The sequence below is a fragment of the Jannaschia sp. GRR-S6-38 genome, from assembly GCF_029853695.1.
Classification (GTDB): domain Bacteria; phylum Pseudomonadota; class Alphaproteobacteria; order Rhodobacterales; family Rhodobacteraceae; genus Jannaschia; species Jannaschia ovalis.
On record NZ_CP122537.1, the window covers coordinates 298,851 to 321,930 of the forward strand.

At 69.2% G+C, this 23,080-nt stretch carries 25 protein-coding genes and 1 tRNA gene; 15 read left to right on the forward strand and 11 right to left on the reverse strand.

The annotated features are described in order from the left end of the window. Positions 1 to 51: 51 nt before the first annotated feature. The 3 genes from P8627_RS01445 (at position 52) to P8627_RS01455 (ending at position 3,453) form a co-directional block, all read left to right on the forward strand. The gene (locus P8627_RS01445; protein WP_279967542.1) at positions 52 to 744 is read left to right on the forward strand and encodes a hypothetical protein; all 693 of its coding nucleotides are present in this window, start codon (positions 52 to 54) and stop codon (positions 742 to 744) included. 103 nt (positions 745 to 847) lie between these two features. Continuing rightward, on the forward strand, positions 848 to 2,809 hold the full coding sequence (gene parE / locus P8627_RS01450; RefSeq protein ID WP_279965704.1) for a DNA topoisomerase IV subunit B: 1,962 nt from the start codon (positions 848 to 850) through the stop codon (positions 2,807 to 2,809). Then, on the forward strand, positions 2,806 to 3,453 hold the full coding sequence (locus P8627_RS01455) for a hypothetical protein (protein ID WP_279965705.1): 648 nt from the start codon (positions 2,806 to 2,808) through the stop codon (positions 3,451 to 3,453). Before parE ends, P8627_RS01455 begins: the two co-directional genes overlap by 4 nt. A gap of 254 nt (positions 3,454 to 3,707) precedes the next feature. Here the strand turns inward: P8627_RS01455 and P8627_RS01460 are convergent, their stop codons facing one another. Beyond that, positions 3,708 to 4,118 carry a c-type cytochrome gene (locus tag P8627_RS01460; RefSeq protein ID WP_279965706.1) on the reverse strand — a complete coding sequence of 137 codons (411 nt, stop codon included), beginning with the start codon at positions 4,116 to 4,118 and terminating at the stop codon, positions 3,708 to 3,710. A 113-nt stretch (positions 4,119 to 4,231) separates the two neighbouring features. On the opposite strand from P8627_RS01460, the gene P8627_RS01465 reads away from it, so the two are divergent. Then, entirely contained in the window at positions 4,232 to 5,026 is a 795-nt protein-coding gene (locus P8627_RS01465) for a DUF1194 domain-containing protein (RefSeq protein ID WP_279965707.1), read from the forward strand. Next, positions 5,002 to 5,673 carry a hypothetical protein gene (locus P8627_RS01470; protein WP_279965708.1) on the forward strand — a complete coding sequence of 224 codons (672 nt, stop codon included), beginning with the start codon at positions 5,002 to 5,004 and terminating at the stop codon, positions 5,671 to 5,673. The genes P8627_RS01465 and P8627_RS01470 overlap by 25 nt, the downstream gene beginning before the upstream one ends. A gap of 10 nt (positions 5,674 to 5,683) precedes the next feature. Here P8627_RS01470 and P8627_RS01475 read toward each other — a convergent pair whose 3' ends face one another. Beyond that, entirely contained in the window at positions 5,684 to 7,498 is a 1,815-nt protein-coding gene (locus tag P8627_RS01475) for an ABC-F family ATP-binding cassette domain-containing protein (protein WP_279965709.1), read from the reverse strand. Between the two features lie 35 nt (positions 7,499 to 7,533). Beyond that, positions 7,534 to 8,199, reverse strand: a complete 666-nt coding sequence (locus tag P8627_RS01480) for a GNAT family N-acyltransferase (protein ID WP_279965710.1) — start codon at positions 8,197 to 8,199, stop codon at positions 7,534 to 7,536. 80 nt (positions 8,200 to 8,279) lie between these two features. On the opposite strand from P8627_RS01480, the gene msrB reads away from it, so the two are divergent. Further along, on the forward strand, positions 8,280 to 8,684 hold the full coding sequence (msrB, locus tag P8627_RS01485) for a peptide-methionine (R)-S-oxide reductase MsrB (protein WP_279965711.1): 405 nt from the start codon (positions 8,280 to 8,282) through the stop codon (positions 8,682 to 8,684). Positions 8,685 to 8,720: 36 nt separating this feature from the next. Here the strand turns inward: msrB and P8627_RS01490 are convergent, their stop codons facing one another. Beyond that, positions 8,721 to 9,176, reverse strand: a complete 456-nt coding sequence (locus P8627_RS01490; protein ID WP_279965712.1) for an outer membrane protein assembly factor BamE — start codon at positions 9,174 to 9,176, stop codon at positions 8,721 to 8,723. 149 nt (positions 9,177 to 9,325) lie between these two features. Between P8627_RS01490 and P8627_RS01495 the strand changes: the two genes are divergently transcribed. Then, positions 9,326 to 9,880: a YceD family protein gene (locus tag P8627_RS01495; protein ID WP_279965713.1), complete on the forward strand. Its 555-nt coding sequence runs from the start codon at positions 9,326 to 9,328 to the stop codon at positions 9,878 to 9,880. Positions 9,881 to 9,883: 3 nt separating this feature from the next. Here P8627_RS01495 and P8627_RS01500 read toward each other — a convergent pair whose 3' ends face one another. After that, on the reverse strand, positions 9,884 to 10,036 hold the full coding sequence (locus P8627_RS01500) for a hypothetical protein (protein WP_279965714.1): 153 nt from the start codon (positions 10,034 to 10,036) through the stop codon (positions 9,884 to 9,886). A gap of 270 nt (positions 10,037 to 10,306) precedes the next feature. Here P8627_RS01500 and rpmF point away from each other — a divergent pair, with 270 nt between their 5' ends. The 7 genes from rpmF to P8627_RS01535 all read left to right on the forward strand — a co-directional run bounded on the left by rpmF (position 10,307) and on the right by P8627_RS01535 (position 15,230). Next, complete coding sequence (gene rpmF / locus P8627_RS01505; protein ID WP_279965715.1) at positions 10,307 to 10,510, forward strand: 50S ribosomal protein L32; 204 nt, start codon at positions 10,307 to 10,309, stop codon at positions 10,508 to 10,510. 23 nt (positions 10,511 to 10,533) lie between these two features. Further along, complete coding sequence (gene plsX / locus P8627_RS01510; RefSeq protein ID WP_279965716.1) at positions 10,534 to 11,619, forward strand: phosphate acyltransferase PlsX; 1,086 nt, start codon at positions 10,534 to 10,536, stop codon at positions 11,617 to 11,619. A 5-nt stretch (positions 11,620 to 11,624) separates the two neighbouring features. After that, entirely contained in the window at positions 11,625 to 12,596 is a 972-nt protein-coding gene (locus P8627_RS01515; protein WP_279967522.1) for a beta-ketoacyl-ACP synthase III, read from the forward strand. 149 nt (positions 12,597 to 12,745) lie between these two features. Then, positions 12,746 to 13,060, forward strand: a complete 315-nt coding sequence (gene ihfA / locus P8627_RS01520; RefSeq protein WP_279965717.1) for an integration host factor subunit alpha — start codon at positions 12,746 to 12,748, stop codon at positions 13,058 to 13,060. 3 nt (positions 13,061 to 13,063) lie between these two features. After that, on the forward strand, positions 13,064 to 13,957 hold the full coding sequence (locus P8627_RS01525; RefSeq protein WP_279965718.1) for a MerR family transcriptional regulator: 894 nt from the start codon (positions 13,064 to 13,066) through the stop codon (positions 13,955 to 13,957). Positions 13,958 to 14,024: 67 nt separating this feature from the next. Continuing rightward, a tRNA-Pro gene (locus P8627_RS01530) sits at positions 14,025 to 14,101 on the forward strand. Positions 14,102 to 14,159: 58 nt separating this feature from the next. Further along, the gene (locus P8627_RS01535) at positions 14,160 to 15,230 is read left to right on the forward strand and encodes a 2'-deoxycytidine 5'-triphosphate deaminase (protein ID WP_279965719.1); all 1,071 of its coding nucleotides are present in this window, start codon (positions 14,160 to 14,162) and stop codon (positions 15,228 to 15,230) included. Positions 15,231 to 15,236: 6 nt separating this feature from the next. Here P8627_RS01535 and P8627_RS01540 read toward each other — a convergent pair whose 3' ends face one another. Beyond that, positions 15,237 to 16,031 (reverse strand): heme-dependent oxidative N-demethylase family protein, encoded by a 795-nt coding sequence (locus tag P8627_RS01540; RefSeq protein ID WP_279965721.1) that lies wholly within the window; start codon positions 16,029 to 16,031, stop codon positions 15,237 to 15,239. Between the two features lie 28 nt (positions 16,032 to 16,059). Between P8627_RS01540 and dddP the strand changes: the two genes are divergently transcribed. Then, entirely contained in the window at positions 16,060 to 17,397 is a 1,338-nt protein-coding gene (gene dddP, locus P8627_RS01545) for a dimethylsulfonioproprionate lyase DddP (protein WP_279965722.1), read from the forward strand. Positions 17,398 to 17,430: 33 nt separating this feature from the next. On the opposite strand, the gene P8627_RS01550 is transcribed toward dddP, so the two are convergent. From P8627_RS01550 to P8627_RS01570, 5 genes are all read right to left on the reverse strand, one after another. Next, positions 17,431 to 18,783, reverse strand: coding sequence for a mechanosensitive ion channel domain-containing protein (locus P8627_RS01550; protein ID WP_279965724.1), 1,353 nt, complete (start codon positions 18,781 to 18,783; stop codon positions 17,431 to 17,433). Between the two features lies 1 nt (position 18,784). Next, the gene (locus tag P8627_RS01555; protein ID WP_279965726.1) at positions 18,785 to 20,275 is read right to left on the reverse strand and encodes a phosphomannomutase/phosphoglucomutase; all 1,491 of its coding nucleotides are present in this window, start codon (positions 20,273 to 20,275) and stop codon (positions 18,785 to 18,787) included. Between the two features lie 77 nt (positions 20,276 to 20,352). Continuing rightward, positions 20,353 to 20,601, reverse strand: coding sequence for a helix-turn-helix domain-containing protein (locus P8627_RS01560; RefSeq protein WP_279965728.1), 249 nt, complete (start codon positions 20,599 to 20,601; stop codon positions 20,353 to 20,355). Between the two features lie 150 nt (positions 20,602 to 20,751). Beyond that, positions 20,752 to 22,299, reverse strand: coding sequence for a capsule biosynthesis protein (locus P8627_RS01565; RefSeq protein ID WP_279965729.1), 1,548 nt, complete (start codon positions 22,297 to 22,299; stop codon positions 20,752 to 20,754). Beyond that, the gene (locus tag P8627_RS01570; RefSeq protein ID WP_279965731.1) at positions 22,283 to 22,936 is read right to left on the reverse strand and encodes an ABC transporter ATP-binding protein; all 654 of its coding nucleotides are present in this window, start codon (positions 22,934 to 22,936) and stop codon (positions 22,283 to 22,285) included. The genes P8627_RS01565 and P8627_RS01570 overlap by 17 nt, the downstream gene beginning before the upstream one ends. Positions 22,937 to 23,080 lie beyond the last annotated feature (144 nt).

The window sequence follows — 23,080 nt, forward strand, 5'->3', positions numbered from 1 at the left end:
GATGCCGTATTCGGGCGCCAGCGTCGGACGCGTTAACCACGAGGTGTCGCCATGCGCCGTTTCATCGAAGACGAGGCCGGAGCCGTTACCGTCGACTGGACGGTCCTGACCGCCGGGCTGGTGGGGCTCGGGCTCGCGACCATGTCGGTCGTCAGCCGCGGCGTGCAGGATGCCAGCAGCGATATCGACGCGAGCCTGCGCGGCATCCAGATCGTCACCGCGTTCGACACCGTCCTCGGCGCGTTCGATTTCTCGAACGGCAGCCGCGGCGACTGGGTCGGCGGCGATATCGTGAACATCCCCGGCTTCGGCGAGGTGCTGGCGCTGTCGGGCGACTCGGCCGCCGCCGAATTGGCGCTCACCGTCGGCCAGGAACACGCCTATGCCGAGATCGAGTTCGACATGATCATGGGCGACAGCTGGGACGGCGAGGCGGGCGCGATCACGATCAACGGCGAGACGGTCGTGCTGGGCTCGCAAAATCACCTCGTCTCCGGGGCCGACGTGCAGACCTTCGACGGGCCCGAGGGCTCCACCGTCTCGATCCTGCGCGAGAACGTCACCTCGGGGACCGGCTCGCCCGGCTGGACGTCGCAGCAGGACTACACCTACCGGGTGCGGATCACGCAGGCCAATGACGGCTCGCCCATCCAGCTCGGCGCCGCGACGACGCTGCAGCAAGGCGCGACGGACGAATTCTTCGGCATCGACAATGTCGAGGTGCGGGGCGTGGCCCGGCCCTGACAGCCCGCGTCCGTTCCGCCCGGACCCGGGCACGGCACCCTTTCGCCACCCCTCCATATCGCCTATCTTGCGTCGCAATCACACAAGATAGAGCAGTCATCCCATGCCCGACGACCTGCTGAACGGGACCGACGACCCGCAGAGCTATGACGCCTCCTCGATCGAGGTGCTGGAGGGGCTGGAGCCCGTACGCAAGCGGCCCGGCATGTATATCGGCGGCACCGACGAGCGCGCGCTGCACCACATGGTGGCCGAGGTTCTGGACAACTCGATGGACGAGGCGGTGGCGGGCCATGCCAACCGCATCGAGGTCGAGCTTCTGGCCGACGGCGCCATCACCATCCGCGACAACGGCCGGGGCATCCCGGTCGATCCGCATCCGAAATTCCCCGACAAGTCGGCGCTCGAGGTGATCCTCTGCACGCTGCACGCGGGGGGCAAGTTCTCGGGCAAGGCCTACCAGACCTCGGGGGGCCTGCACGGCGTGGGCGCCTCGGTGGTCAACGCGTTGTCGGATTCGATGGTGGTGCAGGTCGCGCGCGACCGGGAACTGTGGGAGCAGCGCTTCTCGCGCGGGGTGCCGCTCGGCCCGGTCGAGAAGGTCGGCGCGGCGCCCAATCGGCGGGGCACGACCGTGACCTTCCATGCCGACGCGCAGATCTTCGGGGCGCACCGGCTCAAGCCCGCGCGGCTCTTCAAATCGATCCGATCCAAGGCCTACCTGTTCTCGGGCGTCGAGATCCGCTGGAAATCGGCGATCGACGATGGCGAGACCCCGACCGAGGCCGTCTTCCACTTCCCCGGCGGCCTGTCCGACTACCTGTCGGAGACGCTGGGCGGCGCGGCGACCTATGCCGACGCGGCCTTCGCGGGGACGGTCGATTTCAAGGAGCGGTTCGGCACGCCGGGCAAGGTGGAATGGGCGATCAACTGGACGCCCTCGCGCGACGGCTTCATCCAGTCCTATTGCAACACGGTGCCCACGCCCGAGGGCGGCACCCATGAGCAGGGCTTCTGGGCGGCGATCCTGAAGGGGATCAAGGCCTATGGCGAGCTGGCGAACAACCGCAAGGCCGCGCAGATCACCCGCGACGACCTGACCACGGGCGGCTGCGCGCTGGTGTCCTGCTTCATCCGCGAGCCGGAATTCGTGGGCCAGACCAAGGACCGGCTGGCCACCTCGGAGGCCGCGCGGCTGGTCGAGCAATCGGTGCGCGACCGCTTCGACCACTGGCTGACCGCCGACACCAAGGCCGCGGGCGCGATCCTCGACTTCCTGGTGCTCCGCGCCGAGGAGCGGCTGCGCCGCCGGCAGGAGAAGGAGACGGCGCGCAAATCGGCCACCAAGAAGCTGCGCCTGCCCGGCAAGCTGGTCGATTGCTCGGCCAGCGCGCGCGCGGGCACGGAACTGTTCATCGTCGAGGGCGACTCGGCGGGCGGCTCGGCCAAGATGGCGCGGGACCGCAAGACGCAGGCGCTCCTGCCGCTCCGCGGCAAGATCCTGAACGTGCTGGGCGCGGCCTCCTCGAAGCTGGGCTCGAATGCCGAGATCAGCGACCTGACCCAGGCGCTGGGCGTGGGGCTGGGGACGAAGTTCAGCATCGACGACCTGCGCTACGACAAGGTCATCATCATGACCGATGCCGACGTGGACGGGGCGCATATCGCGGCGCTGCTGATGACGTTCTTCTTCACCCAGATGCGCCCGATGATCGACGCGGGCCACCTCTACCTCGCCTGCCCGCCGCTCTACCGCCTGACGCAGGGCGCGAAGCGGGTCTACTGCCTCGACGAGGCCGAGCGGGACGCGTGGATGGAGAAGGGCCTCGGCGGCAAGGGCAAGATCGACGTGAGCCGCTTCAAGGGCCTGGGCGAGATGGACGCCAAGGACCTGAAGGAAACCACCATGGACCCCGCCAGCCGCAAGCTGATCCGGGTGACGGTGGACGAGGACGCGCCGGGCGATACGGGCGACCTGGTGGAGCGGCTGATGGGCAAGAAGCCGGAGCTGCGGTTCCAGTATATCTCGGAGAACGCGCGGTTCGCGGGGGAGTTGGATGTTTGACCTTATTTGACGAACCTGATCAGGTTTCCAAGAGAGAATTAATTTACGCAGCTAGTGTCTTTCCCAAAGGATCACTCCGTTTCAGTGACGACAGTGCGCGTGAGATTGCATACAAGAACTTCGGTGGAGGCGGCGGTGGTTGGGACTATACTGACCTGCCCAAACGCCTCGCGGACGTCTATAAGGGCACTGACAGATCAACGGCAATCTCATCGGCAAGAGCGCTACCTGGTAAAGGTGAAGGTTCAGCAAAAGCCTTCATTCTCGAGAAAGTCTTCTTGAAGTTCGACCCTTCTGAATGGTCAGCAGTTACACGAGAGCACTCAATCCTTGAGCGTGATGAGTTCGAAATCCCAATTTCTAATGATATATATCTGAGGCGCGCCTCTAAAGTCATTTCATTGTTCATCGTTCCGTACTCCCAAGAGAACTTGTCAGAAGACCAAGAGAAACGACTGCTACAACTCCTTGGATCACTACCGCATTGTCGAGAAATCACCACGGCTTGGTTGTTTTGTGCGCCTGAACAAGCTGGCCATCGACAGATAAGAGCGTCCTCAATTGAACCAGACTACTTCGACATCGAAGAAACACTTGATATTATCATAACCTTTAAAAATTTTGTTCTGCAAGCTAGACGCTAGGCCGCTTCAGGGGCGACCTTCGAGGCAATCTCTACGTATTGAGCCGCCCGACCCGCCCCCCCACGGTGCGGGCGCTTCGGCCGATTAATTCTTAACCAAACGATGCGCCGACGGCCTCGCTTCGCGCAGCGTTGGTGCGCCCCGTCGGGTCGGGCGCTGCCCTCTGCAACATGCGATGAGCAGAGCATGGAGTGCCTCATTATCCGATCCTTAGGATTTAAGGACGGGTTCTGGCTAGCTGCAGACCCTCCCCCCTACTCCTGCACACTCTCCAACCAAGCCACCAGCGCCGCGATCGGCGCGCTCGTGACGATGGGCTGGCCCGCGTCGGTGCGGACGAAGGCGGCCTCCACGCCCTCGAAGACCGGGCCCCAGACGGGCATGGTCATGCCGTGGCTCAGAAGCGGGTCGCGGCCGTCGATCTGGGCGACCACGCCGAAATGCGGGAAAGTGCCGCCGGCGCGGGCCGCGAGGCCGGTCAGGTCGGGGACGGGGACGACCAGCACCTCGGTCATGGGCCCGTCGCCGCGGCCCGTGGGCCCGTGGCAGGTGGCGCAGAAATCCATGAACAGGGCCTCGCCCGTCGCGATCTGCTCGCCCTCCTGCGCCGCAGCCGGCAGGGGCAGGAGAAGGGCCAGGACGAGGGCCGGGAAAAGGGTGCGCATGATGCTGTCTCCGCTAGCGATGCCCGATCCTCGCCCGGGGGCCGCCCCGCGCGCCTTGACCCGGATCAAGCGCACCCCTTTCCCGGGGGCGCGGGCCCGCTAGCTTCCCCTTCATGCGCCGCACGGTTTCCGCCCTCCTCCGCCGCGTGCCCGCCGGGATCCGGTCGGTCTCGCTGACGCTCGCGCTCGCGCTGGCGGCGCCGGCCGTGGCGCAGGACACCGACCTGGAGCTCGTGCTCCTGGCCGACGCCTCGGGCTCGATCACCGATGCCGAGATCGCCTTCCAGCGCCGCGGCTATGCGCAGGCGATCACCGACCCGCGGGTGATCGCGGCGATCCGCAACACCGCCTATGGCTCGATCGCGGTCACCTATGTCGAATGGGCCGCCAACCAGGCCGTGGTCGTACCCTGGACCCGCATCGCGACCGAGGAGCAGGCCCGCGCCTTCGCCGCGGCCCTCCTGGTGCCGCCGCGCCGCGCGGGCGGGCGCAACGCCATCGGCGCGGCGCTGCTGGCCGGGCGCGACCTGATCGAGGGCAACGCGATCGACGGCTGGCGCAAGGTGATCGACTTCTCGGGCGACAGCCCCAACAGCTATTCCGGCCCGCCCATCGCCGCCGCCCGCGCCGAGGTGCTGGAGGGCGGCATCACGATCAACGCGCTTGCCATCCTGGCCGAGGGCGCGGCGGGCGGGCGCGCGAACCTCGCGCAGATCTACCGCGAGGAGATCATCGGCGGACAGGGCGCCTTCGTGATCGAGGCCGCTACCGACGACGTCTTCGCCGAGGCCGTCCGCCGCAAGCTGATCCTCGAGATCGCGGGCGAAGTTTCGCCGCGCCGTCAGGCCCTTGCGGGCGAGCGGGGCTGCGATAGGCTCGCGCCATGCACCTACTCCGAACGGCCCTGATCTGCCTTGCCCTGACGGGATGCGCCCGGTCGCTGACGCCGGACGAGGCCGCGCTTCTGGCCCCGATCCACGGCGAGACGCTGGCGGTCGAGCGCATGCGCGTTTCGGTCAGCCCCGTCGTCGGCGCCTTCCGGCTGAGCTACGACGCGCGGCCCCGGACCACCTGCCGCGAGCGGATCGGGCGCCCGCAGCAGGGCCGCATCGACGTGCGGACCGGCGGGATCGTCCTATTCGAGACGCTGCTGCTGCGCCCCGACCTGGGCCGCGACCTCGCGGCGGCGCCGGGGGGCGTGCTGGACCTGCCTTCGGCGATGTTCCTCGCGCATGAGGCGACGCATGTCTGGCAGTGGCAAAACCGGCGGCTGACCGGCTACCACCCCGTGCGGGCCTTCTCGGAGCAGGTTGCCGTGGACGACCCCTACCTGCTCGACCCGGAGGACCCGCGCAGGTTCCTCGATTACGGGTTCGAGCAGCAGGCGACGCTGGTGGAGGAGTATCTCTGCTGCGCCACGCTCGACGCCGACGGCGCGCGGACGCAGCGGCTCTTCGCGCTGTTGCGGCAGATCATGCCGGTGGCGGAGCCCGAGGCGTTTCCGCGTCGCGTGACGGTGCCCTATGCCGCGGATCTGAAGGGCATCTGTTCCTGAAGCGCGCGCCTCAGGCCTCGGCCCGCTCCGCCAGCACCAGCCACTCCTCCTCGGCCGCCGAGAGCTTCGCCTGCCGTTCGACCAGCGCGTCGGTCGCCTTCCGGAACTTCAGCGGCTCGCGCGTGAAGAGGTCCGGATCGGCCAGCAGGCCTTCGAGCTTGCCGATCTCGGCCTCCAGCCGGGCGATTTCCTTGGGCAGGGCGTCGAGGCGGTGCCGCTCGGTGTAGCTGAGCGCGTCGGACGGCGCCGGGGCGGACGCAGGTTTCGACGGCGCGGCGGGCTTGGCGGCGGGCTTCGGCGCGAGGCGGGCGCCGCGCTCGGGGCGCTGCGCCAAGTAGTCCGACCAGCCGCCGGGATAGGCCTGAGCGCTGCCGTCGCCATCCATCGCGACCGTCTGCGTGGCGACCCGGTCGAGGAAATCGCGGTCGTGGCTCACGAGCAGGACCGTGCCGTCGTAATCGCCGATCACGTCCTGCAGCAGGTCCAGCGTCTCGATATCGAGGTCGTTGGTCGGCTCGTCCAGCACCAGCAGGTTCGACGGCAGCGCCATGATCCGCGCCATGAGCAGCCGCGCCTTCTCGCCCCCCGAGAGCGAGCGGACCGGCGCCTTGAGCTGGCGGTCGTCGAAGAGGAAGTCCTTCAGATAGCCCGCGACATGCCGCGGCGTGCCGCGCACCATCACCTGATCGGACGCGCCCGACACGCCCAGCAGCGGATCCAGCGTCAGCGAATCCCACAGCGTGGCATCCGGATCGAGCTTGGCGCGGGCCTGGTCGAAGACCGCGATTTCAAGGTTGGTGCCGTGCCGGACGCTGCCGGTATCGGGCGCGAGATCCCCCAACAGCATCTTCAGCACGGTGGTCTTGCCGACGCCGTTGGGGCCGACGAAGGCCACACGGTCGCCGCGCTGCACGCGCAGGTCGAAATCGCGCAGGATCACGCGGTCGCCGAAGCTCTTGGAGATGCCCTTGGCCTCGATCACGCGCTTGCCGCTGGTCGGGCCGCTGTCGAGCTCCAGCGCCGCCGTGCCCGCGCGGCGAATCTGGGCGGCGCGCTCGGCGCGCAGCTCGGCCAGGGCGCGCACGCGGCCCATGTTGCGCTTGCGCCGGGCGCTGATGCCCTCGACGGCCCAGCGCGCCTCGGCCTTGATCTTGCGGTTCAGCTTGTGGCGGGCCTGGTCCTCTTCCTCCCAGACCTTGTCGCGCCAGGCCTCGAAGGCGTCGAAGCCCTTTTCCTGCCGGCGCACAGCGCCCCGGTCGATCCAGAGCGTCGCGCGGGTCAGCGCACGCAGGAAGGCGCGGTCGTGGCTGATCAGGACGAAGGCGGCGCGGGTCTGTTGCAGCTCGGCTTCCAGCCAGGCGATGGCGTCGATGTCGAGATGGTTGGTCGGCTCGTCGAGCAGCATCAACTCCGGCGCCTCGGCCAGCAGCTTGGCCAGCGCGGCGCGGCGGCGTTCGCCGCCCGAGGCGCGCGCGGGATCGGCGTCGAGCGCCAGCTTCAGCCCCTCGGCCGCGGCCTCGACGCGCCAGGCCTCGGACGGGTCGAGGCCGGAGGCGGCGTAATCACCCAGGCTCGCGAAGCCCGACAGGTCGGGATCCTGTTCCATGTATCCGACGGAGGTGCCCGGGCTGAGGACGCGCGCGCCGCGATCGGCTTCGACCAGCCCGGCCATGACCTTCATCAGCGTCGATTTGCCCGACCCGTTGCGCCCGACCAGCGCCACCCGGTCGCCGGGCTGCACCACGAGCGACAGGTCCGCGAAGACCGGCTCGCCCCCGAAGGTCAGCGAAATATCGGTGAGTTGCAAAAGGGGTGCGCGCGCCATCCCGGGCAGGTAGTCGCGCGCCCCGGCGGCGTCAATCAGGCGGCGTCGAGCAATCCCGTGAGCGCGGCGGCCCGGGCGGGCGGGATCGCGGCGACGGGCAGCGCCGTGAAGACATGCATCGTGCCGAGGTCGCGGTCGCGTACGGCGTGGTCGGAGACCCCGGCCCCGAGCGCGAGCCAGCTTCGCAGAAGCGGCGGCAGCGGGCCGGGGCGGTCGGGCAGCGCCACGGTCTCGGGCGCTTTCGGACCGGGGCGCCACCCCTCGGGCGCGGCGCGTCCGCGCAGCCGGGCCATGCCCGTACCGTCGGCCGGAAAGGACGCGCAGCCGTAGAGAACGGCGGCCTGTTCGGCCACGACCAGCCGCGCCATGGCCGCCAGCAATAGCCGCGGTACGTCCGGGTCGAGCGGCCCGGGCGCGAATCCGATGCGCCCGACCTCGACAAGCCGGGCGAAGGCCGCGGCGAAGCGCGTCAGGTCGTAGCTTTGCGCGGTGTAGCCCCGCAGCGCGGCGGGCCCGTCCTGCACCGTCAGGCGCGCGCAGGCGGCGGGGCCGTCGGGGCCTTCGACCGTGAGGTGCAGCGCGCCGGCATCGAAGGCGTCGCGATCCGTCCCGCCCGCGCGGAAGAGCCGCGCCCGCAGCGCCAGCGCGGCCCCGGCCTCCTGGCCCAGCCGCACGCGCCAGCGCCCCGCCTGCATCTCCATCCCGGTCTCCCCGCCCTTGGCGCTCCGCCGCGCGGGGCCTATCTGCCCCGCAACGGTATTCGAAGCGAGAGGAAAGCCCGATGGAGAAGGTCGTCAAGTCCGACGAGGAATGGAAGGCGCAGCTCGGCCCCGAGGCCTACAAGGTGCTGCGCAAGCACGCGACCGAACGTGCGGGTACGCATGAGGACTTCCCCAAGGGTCCGGGCACCTATGTCTGCAAGGGCTGCGGCGCGCCGCTCTTCGCGCAGGACGCCAAGTTCGAGAGCGGGACCGGCTGGCCCAGCTTCTACCAGCCCGTCGATGGCGTGGAGGGCGAGCGCGTGGGCGAGAGCGAGGACAATTCCTGGTTCATGAAGCGCACCGAGGTGCATTGCGCCCGGTGCGAGGGGCATCTGGGCCATGTCTTCCCCGACGGCCCGCAACCGACCGGCCTGCGCTACTGCATCAACGGCGTGGCGCTGGAATTCGAGCCCGAGGAGGGCTGAGACGGGCGCGGGCGGCGACCGCCCGCGCTCAGTCCGTCAATTGTCGTTGGCCAGCGCCTCGCCCACGTTGATGCGGCCGAAGTTGCGGATGATCTGCTGGATCAGGCCGAAATCGCGAATCGAGGTCTCGGTGACCCGGCGCGACAGCGGCACGACGCGTCCGCGCTCCAGCCCGAAGCGTTCGATATTCGCGATCGTGCCGGCCTCGGAGAAGCTGATGGCGACCAGTTCGCGCTCGACCGTCTCGGGCGCCTGCCAGGCGAACTGGCGCTTGCGACTCTGGACGTAATACCAGGCATTCTCGCCCAGCACGCCCTGCGCGGTGGGCCGTCCGATCGACGTCTCGACGGTGTCGCGGGTGTCGACCCCGACGATCAGGTTCGCCAGATCGGCGTCGTCGGGGACATAGCCGTGATTGCGGTAGGTCGCGCTGCACGCGCTCAGGCCGACCACGAGAAGGGCTGTGGCGATGCCCCTGATGATACCAGCCATGCGTCCTCGTCCGTCCCTCCCGCCCGACGGCCCGTTGCGGGCCGGGGCGGTTTCGACCTATGGCTTAGCGGGCCGGGCCTGCCGCATCAAGCCCGGCCCCGCCGCGCCGCCCGCGTGGAACTCCGGATCGACGACACCGTTGCATGGACATGATGAAACCCATTCTCTCCCAGCCCATCCGCATCGCCGACCTGCCTCAGGGCAAGCCGACGCCGTTCCGCCTGGTCCCCGATGCGGGCGAGCTAGAGCGGCTGGCCGACCGGATGGGGGTCGACGAGTTGCGCAAGGTGAAGCTGGAGGTGCAGATCGCGCCCGGGCCCGGCCGGGACTGGAGCCTGTCGGGGCATCTGGGCGCGACCGTGGTGCAACCATGCCGGGTGACGACCGACCCGGTGACGACGCGGATCGAGGAGGACGTGACGCGCCGCTACGCGGCCGACTACGTCGAACCCGAAGATGACGAGCTGGAAATGGACGCGGACGAAACAGTCGAGGCGCTGCCGACGCTGATCGATCCTGGCGCGCTTCTGGAGGAGACGCTGGCCCTCGCGATCCCGCCCTTTCCGCGCTCGGAAGCGGCGGAGGAGCTGGATCTCAGCGCCGCACCGCCGGGTGCCGCGCCGCTCGACGCGGAAACGGTGAAGCCGTTCGCGGGTCTCGCGGCGCTCAAGGCGCAGATGGAAGGCAAGTCCGACGAAGACTGAGCCTCAGCGCGGCCCGTTCATCATCTGGCGCACTTCACCCAGGCGGGCGTTGTCGAATTTCTGGTTCTCATGCGGTTGCGCGGTGACGGCGGCGGTGGTGACCAGCGCGGTCAGCGCGATCGCCAGCCCGGCCAGCGGGAGGGTCTTGCGGTTCATGGGTTCGATCCTTTCGATCATTCGACGGATATACGCATCGCGGGGCGCATCGGTTTCCCGCATCAGCGCACAGGCCCGTCACGCTTCCGAGAGACCGGCGTGAGCCGGCGCGAGGCTTGCATCCGGTCGGAATCGCTGTAAGACGCGCACTCCGCCCCGACGGCTGCGAAAGCGCTGGACCCCTGTCCGTGAAGGGACTAGGGACGCGGCAACGAATTGACACCTGCGGGACGCAGCCTTGCGGCCCCAAACACGATCCGAGGTTGAGACATGGCCGTTCCCCAGAACAAGGTCACCCGCTCCCGCCGCAACCAGCGCCGCGCGCATGATTTCCTGGTGCCCGGCAATCCGGCGGAGTGCCCCAATTGCGGTGAGCTCAAGCGCCCGCACCACGTCTGCGGCGCCTGCGGTCACTATGCCGACCGCGAAGTCGTCGCGGCCGACACGGTCGAGCTGGACGACGACGTCGCCTGATCGCCGTCGCGGGGGAGGATGCGATGTCGGATGATGCCGGCGCGGCCCCCCCGTCCCCCAAGACCGATGCGTCCGCGGTCCTGTCCATCGATGCGATGGGCGGCGACCTGGGACCCGAGGCGGTCATCGCCGGCCTGGCCCGCGCCGTCCGCAAGAACCCGGCCATCCGGTTCCTCGTCCATGGCGACAAGCCCGTCCTCGACGCGCTGATCGCAAAGCGGCGCGGCCTCTCCGATCATTGCAGCACGCGGCACGCCGAGGGCGTCGTCACGATGGACGACAAGCCCGCGCAGGTCATGCGCCGGGGACGCGACACCTCGATGTGGTCGGCGATCGACGCCGTCCGCTCCGGCGAGGCCACGGTCTGCGTGTCCTGCGGCAATACCGGCGCGCTGATGGCGGTCTCGATGATCCTGCTGCGCAAGCTGCCCGGCGTGAACCGCCCGGCCATTTCCTGCCTCTGGCCCTCGCGCAACAAGACCGGCTTCAACGTCATGCTCGACGTGGGCGCCGATATCCGCGCCGATAGCGACGACCTGCTGCAATACGCGCTGATGGGCATGTCCTATGCCCGCAACGGGCTGGGGCTGGACCGGCCGCGCGTCGGGCTGCTGAATGTGGGCACCGAGGAGCACAAGGGGCGCTCCGAACTGCGCGACGCGCATGACCTGATCGAGGCGCTGGCCGATGCCAACCGCTTCGACTTCGTGGGCTTCGTCGAGGGCGGCGACATCCCCTCGGACCGCGTCGACGTGATCGTCACCGACGGCTTCACCGGAAACGTCGCGCTGAAGACCGGCGAGGGCACCGCCCGCTTCGTGCGCGACATGCTGGGCGAAGCCTTCCGCGCGGGCCCGCTATCCAAGGTGGCGGGGCTGCTGGCGCTCGGTTCGCTCAAGCGGCTGGGCGGCAAGATCGACCCGCGCCGCGTCAATGGCGGGGTCTTCCTTGGGCTGAACGGCACCGTCGTTAAATCGCATGGCTCGGCCGACGAGACCGGCGTCGCCGCCGCCGTGGCGCTGGCCTGGGACCTGTCGCGCACCGGCTTCAGCGACAAGCTGAAGGCGCGGCTCTCCTCGGTCACCGGCCAGGTGGAGGCCGAGCAGTGACCGGCGTGACCCGCGCCGTGGTTCGTGGCGTCGGCCACTACCTCCCCGAGCGCGTGGTCGAGAACGACTGGTTCACCACCTTCCTCGACACCTCCGATGAATGGATCCGTTCGCGCTCGGGCATCGAGCGGCGGCATTTCGCGGCCGAGGGCCAGACCACCTCCGACCTCGCGACCCGCGCGGCCGGAGCCGCGCTGGCCGATGCGGGGATGGACGCGTCGCAGATCGACGCCATCGTGCTCGCCACCTCGACCCCCGACCTGACCTTCCCGGCCACCGCCACCATCGTGCAGGAGCGGCTGGGCATGGTGCGCGGCTTCGCCTTCGACGTGCAGGCGGTCTGCGCGGGCTTCATCTATGCGCTGGCCAATGCCAACGCGCTGATCCTCGCCGGCCAGGCCGAGCGCGTGCTGGTCATCGGGGCCGAGACCTTCAGCCGGATCATGAACTGGGAGGATCGCACGACCTGCGTTCTCTTCGGCGACGGCGCGGGCGCGCTGGTGCTGGAGGCCGCCCAAGGCCAGGGCACGGCGGCCGATCGCGGCATCCTCGCGACGGATCTGCAATCCGACGGCCGCCACCGCGAGATCCTGAAGGTCACCGGTGGCGTCTCGGCCTCGCAGAGCACCGGGCACCTGATGATGGCCGGCAAGGAAGTGTTCCGCCATGCCGTGGAGAAGCTCGCCACCTCGACGCTCGACGTGATCGCGAAGGCCGGCGTCTCGATCACCGATATCGACCGCGTGGTGCCGCACCAGGCCAATATCCGCATCATCACCCGCACCGCGCAGAAGCTGGACCTGCCGATGGAGAAGATCGTCGTCACCGTCCAGGATCACGGCAACACCTCTGCCGCATCGATTCCCCTCGCCATGTCGGTCGCGCAGGACCGCGGCGAGCTTTCCGAGGGTGACCTCGTGGTCACCGAAGCGATCGGCGGTGGCCTGGCCTGGGGCGCGGTCGTGCTGCGCTGGTAGGAAAAGCCTGACGCGCCAAGGGCTTCCATGACCCCACGGCACGCAATCCATCGCTTGAACTTTGCCCCGCAACCCCTTGTCGTTGACATGTTTTCATGGCTTGCCCAAGCTTGCCGCGGGAGAATGGCAAACGGGGGAGAGAAGAAACCATGGCCAACAAGACAGTGACCCGGATGGACCTAAGCGAGGCGGTGTTCCGCGACGTCGGGCTGAGCCGGAACGAAAGCGCGAACCTCGTGGCGTCGGTGCTGCAGCATGTCTCGGACGCGCTGGTCGCGGGGGAACAGGTGAAGATTTCGGGCTTCGGGACCTTCTCGACGCGCGACAAGTCGGCCCGCGTCGGCCGCAATCCCAAGACGGGCGAGGAAGCGCCCATCCCGCCGCGCCGCGTGCTGACCTTTCGGCCGTCGCACCTGATGAAGGAGCGCGTCGCGAAGGGGAACATGCTCGAGACGACGGGGTAAATCTTGCCCAAGCCGCCCGAAAAGGCCGACGGCGCGTTCCGCACAATCCGCGAGGTGGCGGATTGGTTGGTCGTGCCGACCCATGTCCTGCGCTTCTGGGAGTCGAAATTCCCCCAGATCGCGCCGGTCAAGGGGCCCGGCGGGCGGCGCTATTACCGGCCCGAGGACATGCGCCTGCTGGGCGGCATCAAGGTGATGCTGCACGACCAGGGCATGACGATCCGCGCCGTGGGGCAGAAGATCGACGATGACGGGGTCGAGCCCGTCATGGCCTTCTCGCCCGAGTTGGAGACGCCCGGCCAGCCCGCGCAGCGCACCCGCCGGGTGATCCGCAACGGCGAGGATGACGGCGCGCGTGTGCTGCCCTTCGAGCGGCGCAAGCGCGGCGACGCGGCGCCCGCCGACGCGTCGGATGCCGCGCAGCCCGACACGCCCCAGACCCCGCGCGAGGCGCCGGCGCCGGTCGTGGACGACCCCGCGCCGCAGCCTGCGGACGGCCCGCCGGAGCCCCTGCTGCCCGACCGGGAGATGCCCGATGTCGCGCTCACGCCGGAGGCCCCGAGCGAGCCGGTCAGCCCGGGCCCGCCGACCGACGCGCCCGCGCCTCGCGCACCGTCGGACCTGACGCCCCCGGCGACGCCCTCGGAACTGCCCGTCGAGCCGGAGAACGCGCGCGGCCAGCCCGTCGATCCGCCGTCGCGGGACGCGCCCGCCGAGCCGCCCTCGCTGGAGCTTCCGCCCTTCGAGCACGCCGCCCTGCCCGCGAGCCTCGCCGCGCTGCGATTGGCGCGGGCCGCGCGGGGCGTGGACCCTGCCGAGCAGCGCCGCCTACGCCGCTTCACGCGCAAGCTGCGCGGCCTGATCGAGGAGATCGCGGAGGAGCTGGAGCGCGGATGACGCCCCGTCCCCGCGCCCCGTTTTCCGGCTTGCGCCCCGGAGGAAAGCCCGTATGTAGGGCGCCAGTCGGGCTATGGCGCAGCCTGGTAGCGCGTCCGTCTGGGGGACGGAAGGTCGCAGGTTCGAGTCCTGCTAGCCCGACCATTTCCGCAACGCCTCTCCCCTGTCGGGGCGGGGCGTTTCGCGTTTGAAGGGCCCCGCGATGCAATTCCCACCCGGCGTCCTCGCCAGCCAGCAGATCGAAACGCTGATCGCCGCCGGCGCGATCGCGACCCCGCCGCTGGCGAAGGACCAGGTGCAGCCCGCCTCGCTGGACCTGCGGCTGGGCGAGATCGCCTACCGCGTCCGCGCCTCCTTCCTGCCGGGCGCAGGCCGCAGCCTGTCGGACCGCCTGCCCGAATTCGAGATGCACCGCATCGACCTGCGCGCGGGGGCCGTGCTCGAGAAGGGCGCGGTCTATCTCGTGCCGCTGCAGGAAGCGCTCGCCCTGCCCCCGGGTCTCTCGGCGGTGGCCAACGCCAAGTCCTCGACCGGCCGGCTGGACCTGCTGACGCGCACCGTGACCGATGGCGGCAGCGAGTTCGACCGCATCCCCGAGGGCTATGCCGGACCGCTCTATGCCGAGATCTGCCCGCGCAGCTTCTCAGTCCTCGTGCGGCCTGGCATGCGGCTCAACCAGATCCGCTTCCGCGCGGGCGAAGCGGTGCTGGACGATGCCGCGCTCGCCGCGCTGCATGCCGAGACTCCGCTGGTCGACGGCACGCCGGTGATCGACGACGGCTTGGGCTTCTCGGTCGACCTGTCGCCCGGCCCGGACGATCTGGTCGGCTGGCGCGCCAAGCCGCATACCGGGGTGATCGATCTCGACCGGTTGGGCCAGTATCCGCCCGCCGAGTTCTGGGAGGCGATCCGCACCACCGAGCGACGCATCATCCTCGACCCCGGCGCGTTCTACATCCTCGTTAGCCGCGAGGCGGTGACGATCCCGCCCACCCATGCCGCCGAGATGGCCCCCTATCTGGCCATGGTGGGCGAGTTCCGCGTGCATTACGCGGGCTTCTTCGACCCGGGCTTCGGCCATGGCACGCCCGCCCGCGGCGTGCTGGAGGTGCGCTGCCACGAGGCGCCCTTCGTGCTGGAGGACGGCCAGATCGTCGGACGGCTGGTCTACGAGGCGATGTCGGAGACACCGGCCCAGCTCTACGGCCAGGGGATCGCGTCGAATTACCAGGGCCAGGGCCTGAAGCTGTCGAAGCATTTCGCCGCGCCCTGACCGGCGTCAGAGCAGCGGGCAGCCGACGCGCTGATCGGGCGTCAGCTTCTCCAGCGGCACGATCCAGGTATGGATGGCGAAGAGAACGGCACCGCTGCTCGGAAGGCGCAGGACCGTCTGGCGCTCGGAACGGACGAAGCGCGCCGTCTCGCGCCCCTCGCGCGGGGTGTCCTCGGGCTTCGGGCGGTGCAGCACGGCTTCGGAATGCGCCAGCACGTTCGCGCGCCACATCGCCCGTCCGGGCGGTACGCGATCGAACAGGCGCTGCACGCGCAGGGCGATGCCGTCATCGTATTCGGGGACGGGGCGGTGGATCCGGCGCAGCGGACGGCCGATCTTCTCGGCCAGCGTCCAATGGGCGGGGAAGCAGAGGAGCCCGGCGGTCAGCACATGCTCGTCGCCGCGCCTTTCGAGGATCAGCAGATCCTCCTGCAAAAGTGCACCCAGCACGTCGAAGGGCGCGCCGGAGGGATCGACGCGGCGGCCGTCTGGGGTGCGGATCGCGCCGCTCTCGCGACCGAAGCCGTCGGGCAAGGCGTCGAGTGCCAGGGCCTTCAATTCGTCGAGCGCCGCCTCGGCTGCCGGCAGGATCGCCTCGACCGCGCCGCGCCGGTCGCGCATCAGCCGCGCCCGCTCGGCCATCTGCGCGGCATAGGCCTCGTCGACCACGATCCACGACCCCTCCACCGGGCGCATGCCCGGCATCCGCGCGAGCGCCGGATCGGCCCAGGGCGTGTGGGGCAGATGGTCCTGCGTGATCTGCAATGCGACGGGTCCCGCGTCGGTTTCGAGCGCGACCATCCGTGGGATGATGCGCGAGGCTTCGGGCATGAAGGACCATGGCGCCCATCCGCGCAAGATCGACCCGACGCAAGGCGCGTTGCTGGGCGACGGCACGACCAACCTGGCCGACCGCGTCGAGATCGGGCCGACGCCGCTCGCCTTCGCGGAATGGCGCGCGGCGGGGCTGGCCCTGCCCGACTTGGCGCGGATGCGGGCCTACCGGCTGGACCGGCTGCGGGACGCCATCGCGGCGCGCGACTATGGGGGGCTGCTGCTCTTCGATCCGCTCAATATCCGCTACGCGACCGACTCGACCAACATGCAGCTCTGGAACGCGCATAACCCGTTCCGCGCGGTACTGGTTTGCGCCGACGGGTACATGGTCATCTGGGACTATCGCCCGGCCATGTTCCTGACCGAGCATCTGCCCCTTGTGGCCGAGGTCCGGACCGGCGCGGACCTGTTCTATTTCGACCGCGGCGACGGGTTGGCGGACGCGGCGCGGGCCTTCGCGGGCGAGGTCGCGGCGCTGCTGGCCGCGCATGGCGGCAGCCGGCGGATCGGCTGCGACAAGCCGATGATCCACGCCTTGCGCGCGCTGGAGGCCGCGGGCCTGGAGGTGATGCCCGGCGAGGAAGCGACCGAGAAGGCGCGCGCCGTGAAGGGCCCCGACGAGATCGCCGCGATGCGCTGCGCGATCCATGCCTGCGAGGCCGCCATGGCCGAGATGGAGGATTTCGCGCGCGACGCGGTGCCGCGCGGGAGCGTGACCGAGGCCGATATCTGGGCCGTGCTGCACGCCGCAAATATCCGCCGCGGCGGCGAATGGATCGAGACGCGCCTGCTGACCTCGGGGCCCCGGACCAACCCGTGGTTCCAGGAATGCGGGCCGCGCGAGGTGTCGGAGGGCGAGATCCTCGCCTTCGACACCGACCTGATCGGGCCCTACGGCATCTGCGCCGATCTTAGCCGGACCTGGTGGCTGGGCGACGGCCCCGCCCGGCCCGACATGATCGACGCCATGCGCCACGCGCTGGACCATATCCGCGAGAACGCGGCGATGCTGCGCCCCGGCGTGTCGCTGCGCGACCTGACCTTCGGCGCCCACGTCCTGAGGCCCGAATTCCAGCGCCAGAAATACGGCTGCCTGATCCACGGCGTGGGTCTGTGCGACGAGTGGCCCTTGATCGTCTATCCCGACCACCACGTACCTGGTGCCTTCGACGCCTACGTGCTGGAGCCCGGCATGACGCTCTGCGTGGAGGCTCTCGTCTCGCCCGAGGGCGGCGATTTCTCGATCAAGCTGGAGGATCAGGTGCTGATCACCGAGGACGGGGTCGAGAACCTGACGCGCTACCCGTTCGATCCGCGGCTGACGGGCTAAGGACCGGGCCGGCCGGCGCGAGGCGTGCGCGCCCTATTCCTCCGGCGCGGCGTCCGAGAGCAGGTCGTCGTCGCCCTTCGCGCGGCGTTCGCTGTCGACCATCCGCTCGATGATGCGGGCCGGCGCGACTTCGGCGGGGGCGGGATGCGAGGTGTCGGGCTCGGGCGGCGCCGCCTCGGCGACCTCGATCCCGGTGGCGCGGGTCTTGCCGTCGGGCAGGTCGATCACCGGCAGCCCGCCGCCCACGAGGTTCAGCCGGTAAGTCGGCTCGGGCAGGCCGATATCGGCGCGGGTCAGCGCCGCCATGACCAGGCGCAGCGCCTCGCCGCGGGCAACCATGAAATCGGTACGCGTCTGGTCGACCCAGCCGTAGAACTCCATGGTGATCGTGCTGTCCCCGGCCTCCTTGACCCAGACCTGCGGGGGCGGATCGGCCAGGACGAAATCGAGCTCCGCCAGCGTCTGCAGCCCGATGCGCTTGGCCGCGGCGAGGTCGTCATTCGGATCGATCCCGAGCGAGAAGCCGAAGCGGCGCTCGGCGTTGCGGGTGTAGTTGATGATCTTGGCCTTGAAGACGAAAGCATTGGACAGGCGGACATGGTTGCCGTCCGGGTCCAGCAGGATCGTGGCGCGGCTGGTCAGCCGGATCACCGAGCCGAGATTGCCCTCGATATCCACGAAATCATTGGGCCGGAACGGCTGGCGGAGCGACAGCATGACCGAGGCGATGAAGTTCTCGACCGTGTCGCGCACCGCGAAGCCCACGGCCAGGCCGACGATCCCGGCCGCGCCAAGAAGGCCGGTCAGGACGGCGGTCGCCCCGATGATGTCGAGCGCCACGACGATGCCTGCCAGCACGAAGACGAGGCGCAGGATGGTGCGGTAGATCTCGGCGATGAAGGCATTGGGCGCGAGGCGCCGCCAGGGCGCGTCCCAGCGGGCGAGCGCGAATCCCAGCACGATGACCGCGAGCCCCGCGACCAGCGCGACGGCGACGAGCGGCAGGTAGTTGACCGCCTGCGCGGCGCGCGACTGGAAGCGGTCCACGACGGGATCGAGGCGCTGGCCCACATCGGTGGACTGGACGACCTCGTTCTCGATGGCGACCACGCCGTCGACGCGGGCGGCCAGTTCGTCGAGCCGCGGGATGTCGGCGCCATCCACGACCTCGCCGGTGAAGGTCACGATCCCCTCGCGCACTTCGACGCCCACCCCTGAGTAGCCGTCGAGCTCGGCGATGATCCCCTCGATCCGCGCCTCGATGGCGACGTCGCCGCGCCCGTCCTGCTCGGTCGAGATCGTGCCCGAGGGCTGCGCCGGCGCATCCTGCGCGGCCGCCGGGCCGGCCAGCGCGAGCGCCAGCAGGATGAAGACGGCGCGGATCACCTCAGAAGGTCTGGTCGTAGTCGCCGACGTTGGGCTCCTTCCGGATGACGGCGTCGAGATCCTCGAAGATCGCGCGGAGTTCGTCCTTCGACGTCGGGCTTTCGCAGACCACCACGAGGTTCGGCGTGTTCGACGAGGCGCGCACGAGACCCCAGCCGCCGTTTTCCAGCATCACCCGGGCGCCGTTGACGGTGACGACGTCGACGATCTTCTGGCCGCCCAGCGTCCCCTGCCCCTTCATCGGCACGAGACGCTCCACGATGCGCTCCAGCGTGTCGTATTTCTCGGTATCGGGGCAGTGCGGCGACAGGGTCGGCGTGTTGTAGACCTTTGGCAGGTCCTTGCGCAGATCGCTCATCTTCTTGTCGGGGTTGCGGTCCAGCAGCTTGCAGATCTCGACCGCCACGCGCTGGCCGTCGTCGTAGCCGCGGCCGATCGGCTCGGCCAGGAAGTAGTGGCCCGACTTCTCGAACCCCGCCAGCGCGCCGATCTCGTGGACGCGGCGCTTCATGTGGCTGTGGCCCGTCTTCCAGTAATCGGCCTTGGCGCCATTGGCCTGCAGCACCGGGTCCGAGGCGAAGAGGCCGGTCGACTTCACGTCCGCCACGAAGGTCGCGCCCTTGTGGATCTTGGACAGGTCGCGGGCCATGATGACGCCGACGATATCGGCGAAGATCTCCTCGCCCTCGTCATCGACCACGCCGCAGCGATCGCCGTCGCCGTCGAAGCCCAGCGCCAGATCGGCGCCGGAGGCGCGCACGCTGTCGGCCATGTCGTGCAGCATCTTCATGTCTTCGGGGTTCGGATTGTAGTTCGGGAAGGTGTAGTCCAGCCGGTTGTGGCTGGGCACGACCTCGACGCCGATCCGCTCCAGCACCTCGGGCGCGAAGGCCGAGGCCGAGCCGTTGCCCGTGGCGCAGACAACCTTGAGCTTGCGGCTCATCCGGAAGTCGCCGACCAGGTCGTCGAGATATGCCTCCTTGACGCCGTCGACGAATTCCCACTTGCCCCCGTCGCGCGCCGCGCCGCGGCCTTCGAGGACGATGTCACGCAGCTCCGACATCTCGTCGGGGCCATGGGTCAGCGGGCGCTCGAAGCCCATCTTCACGCCGGTCCAGCCGTTCGGATTGTGGCTGGCGGTGACCATCGCGACGGCCGGCGCATCGAGGTGGAACTGCGCGAAATAGGCCATCGGGCTGACCGCGGGGCCGATATCCTGCACGTGGATGCCGGCCTGCGTCAGGCCCAGGATCAGGGCGTGCTTGATGGCCAGCGAATAGTCCCGGTAATCGTTGCCGACCGCGATCCGCGGCTCGATCCCACGCATCTGCATCTGGGTCCCCAGGCCCAGGCCCAGCGCGGTGACGCCCGGCAGGTTGATCTCCTCGGGGTATTTCCAGCGGGCATCGTATTCGCGAAAGCCCGTGGGCGCGATCATCGGGTCGCGAAGGAATTCCCAAGTGTTGGGCGTGACGGTGGCGTGCGGCTTCATCGGATCCTCCCTGGACGTCCCCTACAGCTAGCGGGGCCGGGGGCGGATGCAAAGACGAAGGGGGGCGGTCGCGCGCGTCAGGCGCGGCGCATCGCGACGCCGGTGCGGTCGGATTCGTGGATGAAGAGGATGCCCTCGCCTTCGAGCGCGTCGCGCAGCGCGGCCAGCGCGCCGCTGCGGTCGTGCAAACGGCCGGAGGTGGCTTCGAAGCCCTTGATGATCACGGGGGCCAGACCGCTCAGATGGGCCAGCTCGCGCACCGTGAGACCGGCTAGGCAGCGCGCGGCGCGAAGCTGCTCGCCCGACAGGTGCGGCAGGCCCGCCAACGAGCTGTCCGACCTGCTAAGCGGCGTGAGGGGCGCAATTGAAACCATGCCCCAAGAAGCATTCATAATAGTTAACGAACCGTTAACGGGGCGTATTGGGCCGCCTTGGATGGGCCCACGCGACCCCGTGGCAACGGTCCGACCGGCTGTCTAGCTGCTGACCTGCTCGCGCAGGATCGCGGCCGTCAGCGACACCATCAGGTAAAGGCCCGAGAAGATCAGGAAGGCCAGCACCGTGTTCTCGAAGGACCGCGGGTAGGTCGGCTGATCCGGCGGGATCGGCGGCACCGGGGTCGAGAGATAGCGGACCTGCCGGTTGGCCTCGATCCGGCTGATCTCGAGCTGCTGGGCGGCCTGCTGCAACAAGAGCTGCCGCGTCGTCAGGTCCTGCTGCGCGACGGCCAGCTCGGCCGTGACCCGCGCCAGGCTGGACTGGTTCGTGGCGCTTTCGGTCAAGTTCGAGCGCAGGTCGTCGAGTTCGGATTGCAGCCGGTCGATATTCATCTCGGCGACGCGGACGCGGGTCTCGTTGGGCCGCGCGTTGGCTCGAAGCTGGTCGAGGCGCAGACGCTCGGCCCGGAGCTCGGTCTCGACCGCGCCGATCTGGCTGTAGCTGTTCGAGACCTCGGCCTCGGCCGAGACGACGCCGAGCTGTTCCTGCAGATCGACGACGCGGGTCTGCGCCTCCAGCATCCGCGCCTCGGCGGACTCGAAGCTTTCCATTGCGCCGGCCATCTGGTCGGAGCGCAGCCGCGCGGTCAGATTGTCGACCTGCTCCTCGGCATAGCCGATCAGCGCGCGGCTGAACTGGGCCGAAATCTCGGGATCGGCGGCGACGACTTCCATCTTCAGTACGCCCTCGGTCGGGTCGTAGCCGATCTCGACCATGCGCTGGTAGAGCTTGTAGGCCTCCTCGCGCGTGGTGTCGGGGTCGAGCCGCTGCAACGCATCGATCTCGGGCTGGGCGAAGTGATCCTTGTAGCCCAGATCGTCGTCCAGCCGCTGCATCGCGTCGCGCGACAGCAGGTAGGATTGCACCGCGATGCTGTCCTGCTGCGTCGCCAGCCCCGTCCCCGAGAAGAGCCCGCCCAGACCGGACGCCCCCGCCGAGGCGGCGTCGGCCTGCTGGATGACGAATTCGGACTTCGTCGCGTACATGGGCGTAGCGATCTGGTAATAGTAGAAGCCCGCGAGGAAGGTCGGGAGCGCCACGAAGAAGCCCAGCCGCGTTCCCAGCAGCGCCAAGCGCCGGCGGCGGCGGCGCGCGATGTCGCGCTGGATCTTGATGATCTCGCCCGCCCGCTCCTCGCCGGAAAGCGGCCCTGCCAACGGATTGACCGGCAGCGGCGCGGCGCGCTGGGTCGCCGGAACCTGCGCATCCTTCGCGGCTTCGCCGGGGACGAGCTGCAGCATGTTGGCCCGCTCGAACGGGTCGATGCCGCGCGCGCGCAGCGCCGCGACGGCTTCCTTGTCGGAGGCGACCTTGATGCCGTGCTTCTGGGCGATGCGCCGCGCCATGCGCAGCTGGCGCCCGGTGGGCTGCGGGCCGGGGGCCGCCGGGGTGGCGTCGTTGGCCGGCGCCGCGATCTCGCCCGACTGGCGGGTGGGCAGCCCGCCTTCGGGCACCGTCACGCCGGGGCGGTTGAAGCCGGCATCCGGCTCGATCCGGAATTTGCGGGCCTTAGGCGTCGTATTCATAGAGCCTCCGGGCCTCGTCGAGGCTGTCGAACATGTGCAGCCGGCCGTCGCGCAGCACGGCCGCCTGGCGGGCGAAGGCCTCCAGCGTCTTGGGCTGATGGCTGACGATGACGACGGTCGCCTCCTTCAGGCGGTCGCGCAGGATCGATCCGGCCTTGCGGTTGAACTCCGCATCCGTCGTCGATGGCATGCCCTCGTCGATGAGGTAGATGTCGAATTCCAGCGCCAGCAGCAGCGCGAAGCTGAACCGGGCGCGCATGCCCTGGCTGTAGGTGGCGATGGGCATGTCGAAATATTCCTCCAGCCCGCAGATGTAGCGGCAGAAGGCTTCGACATAATCGGGGTCCAGCCCGTAGAGCCGAGCGATGTAGCGCGAGTTCTCGGTCGCGGTGTTCTTCATGACGACGCCGCCCATGAAACCCAGCGGAAAGGACACCCGCGCGCCGCGGCGCACCTCGCCCTCGTCCGGCTTCTCGAGCCCGGCCATCATGTTCATGATCGTGGTCTTGCCCGTGCCGTTGGGCGCGAGGATGCCGAGCGAGCGGCCCATCTCGACCCGGAACGACGCGCGATCCAGGATCACCTTGCGCTGCTGGCCGGTCCAGAAGGACTTGGACACATTGTCGAACTCGATCATCCGGTTCCCGACTCGTTCACTTCGCGGCCGCTCCGGAACGGAAGGGCCCGGACCCGTGATAGCCGCGCATTCGGTCTACAATGTGAAGCCACGGGCGCGAAAGTGCCCCCGCGGCGCAGGCATTCGGGCGGAATTGCGGCAAAT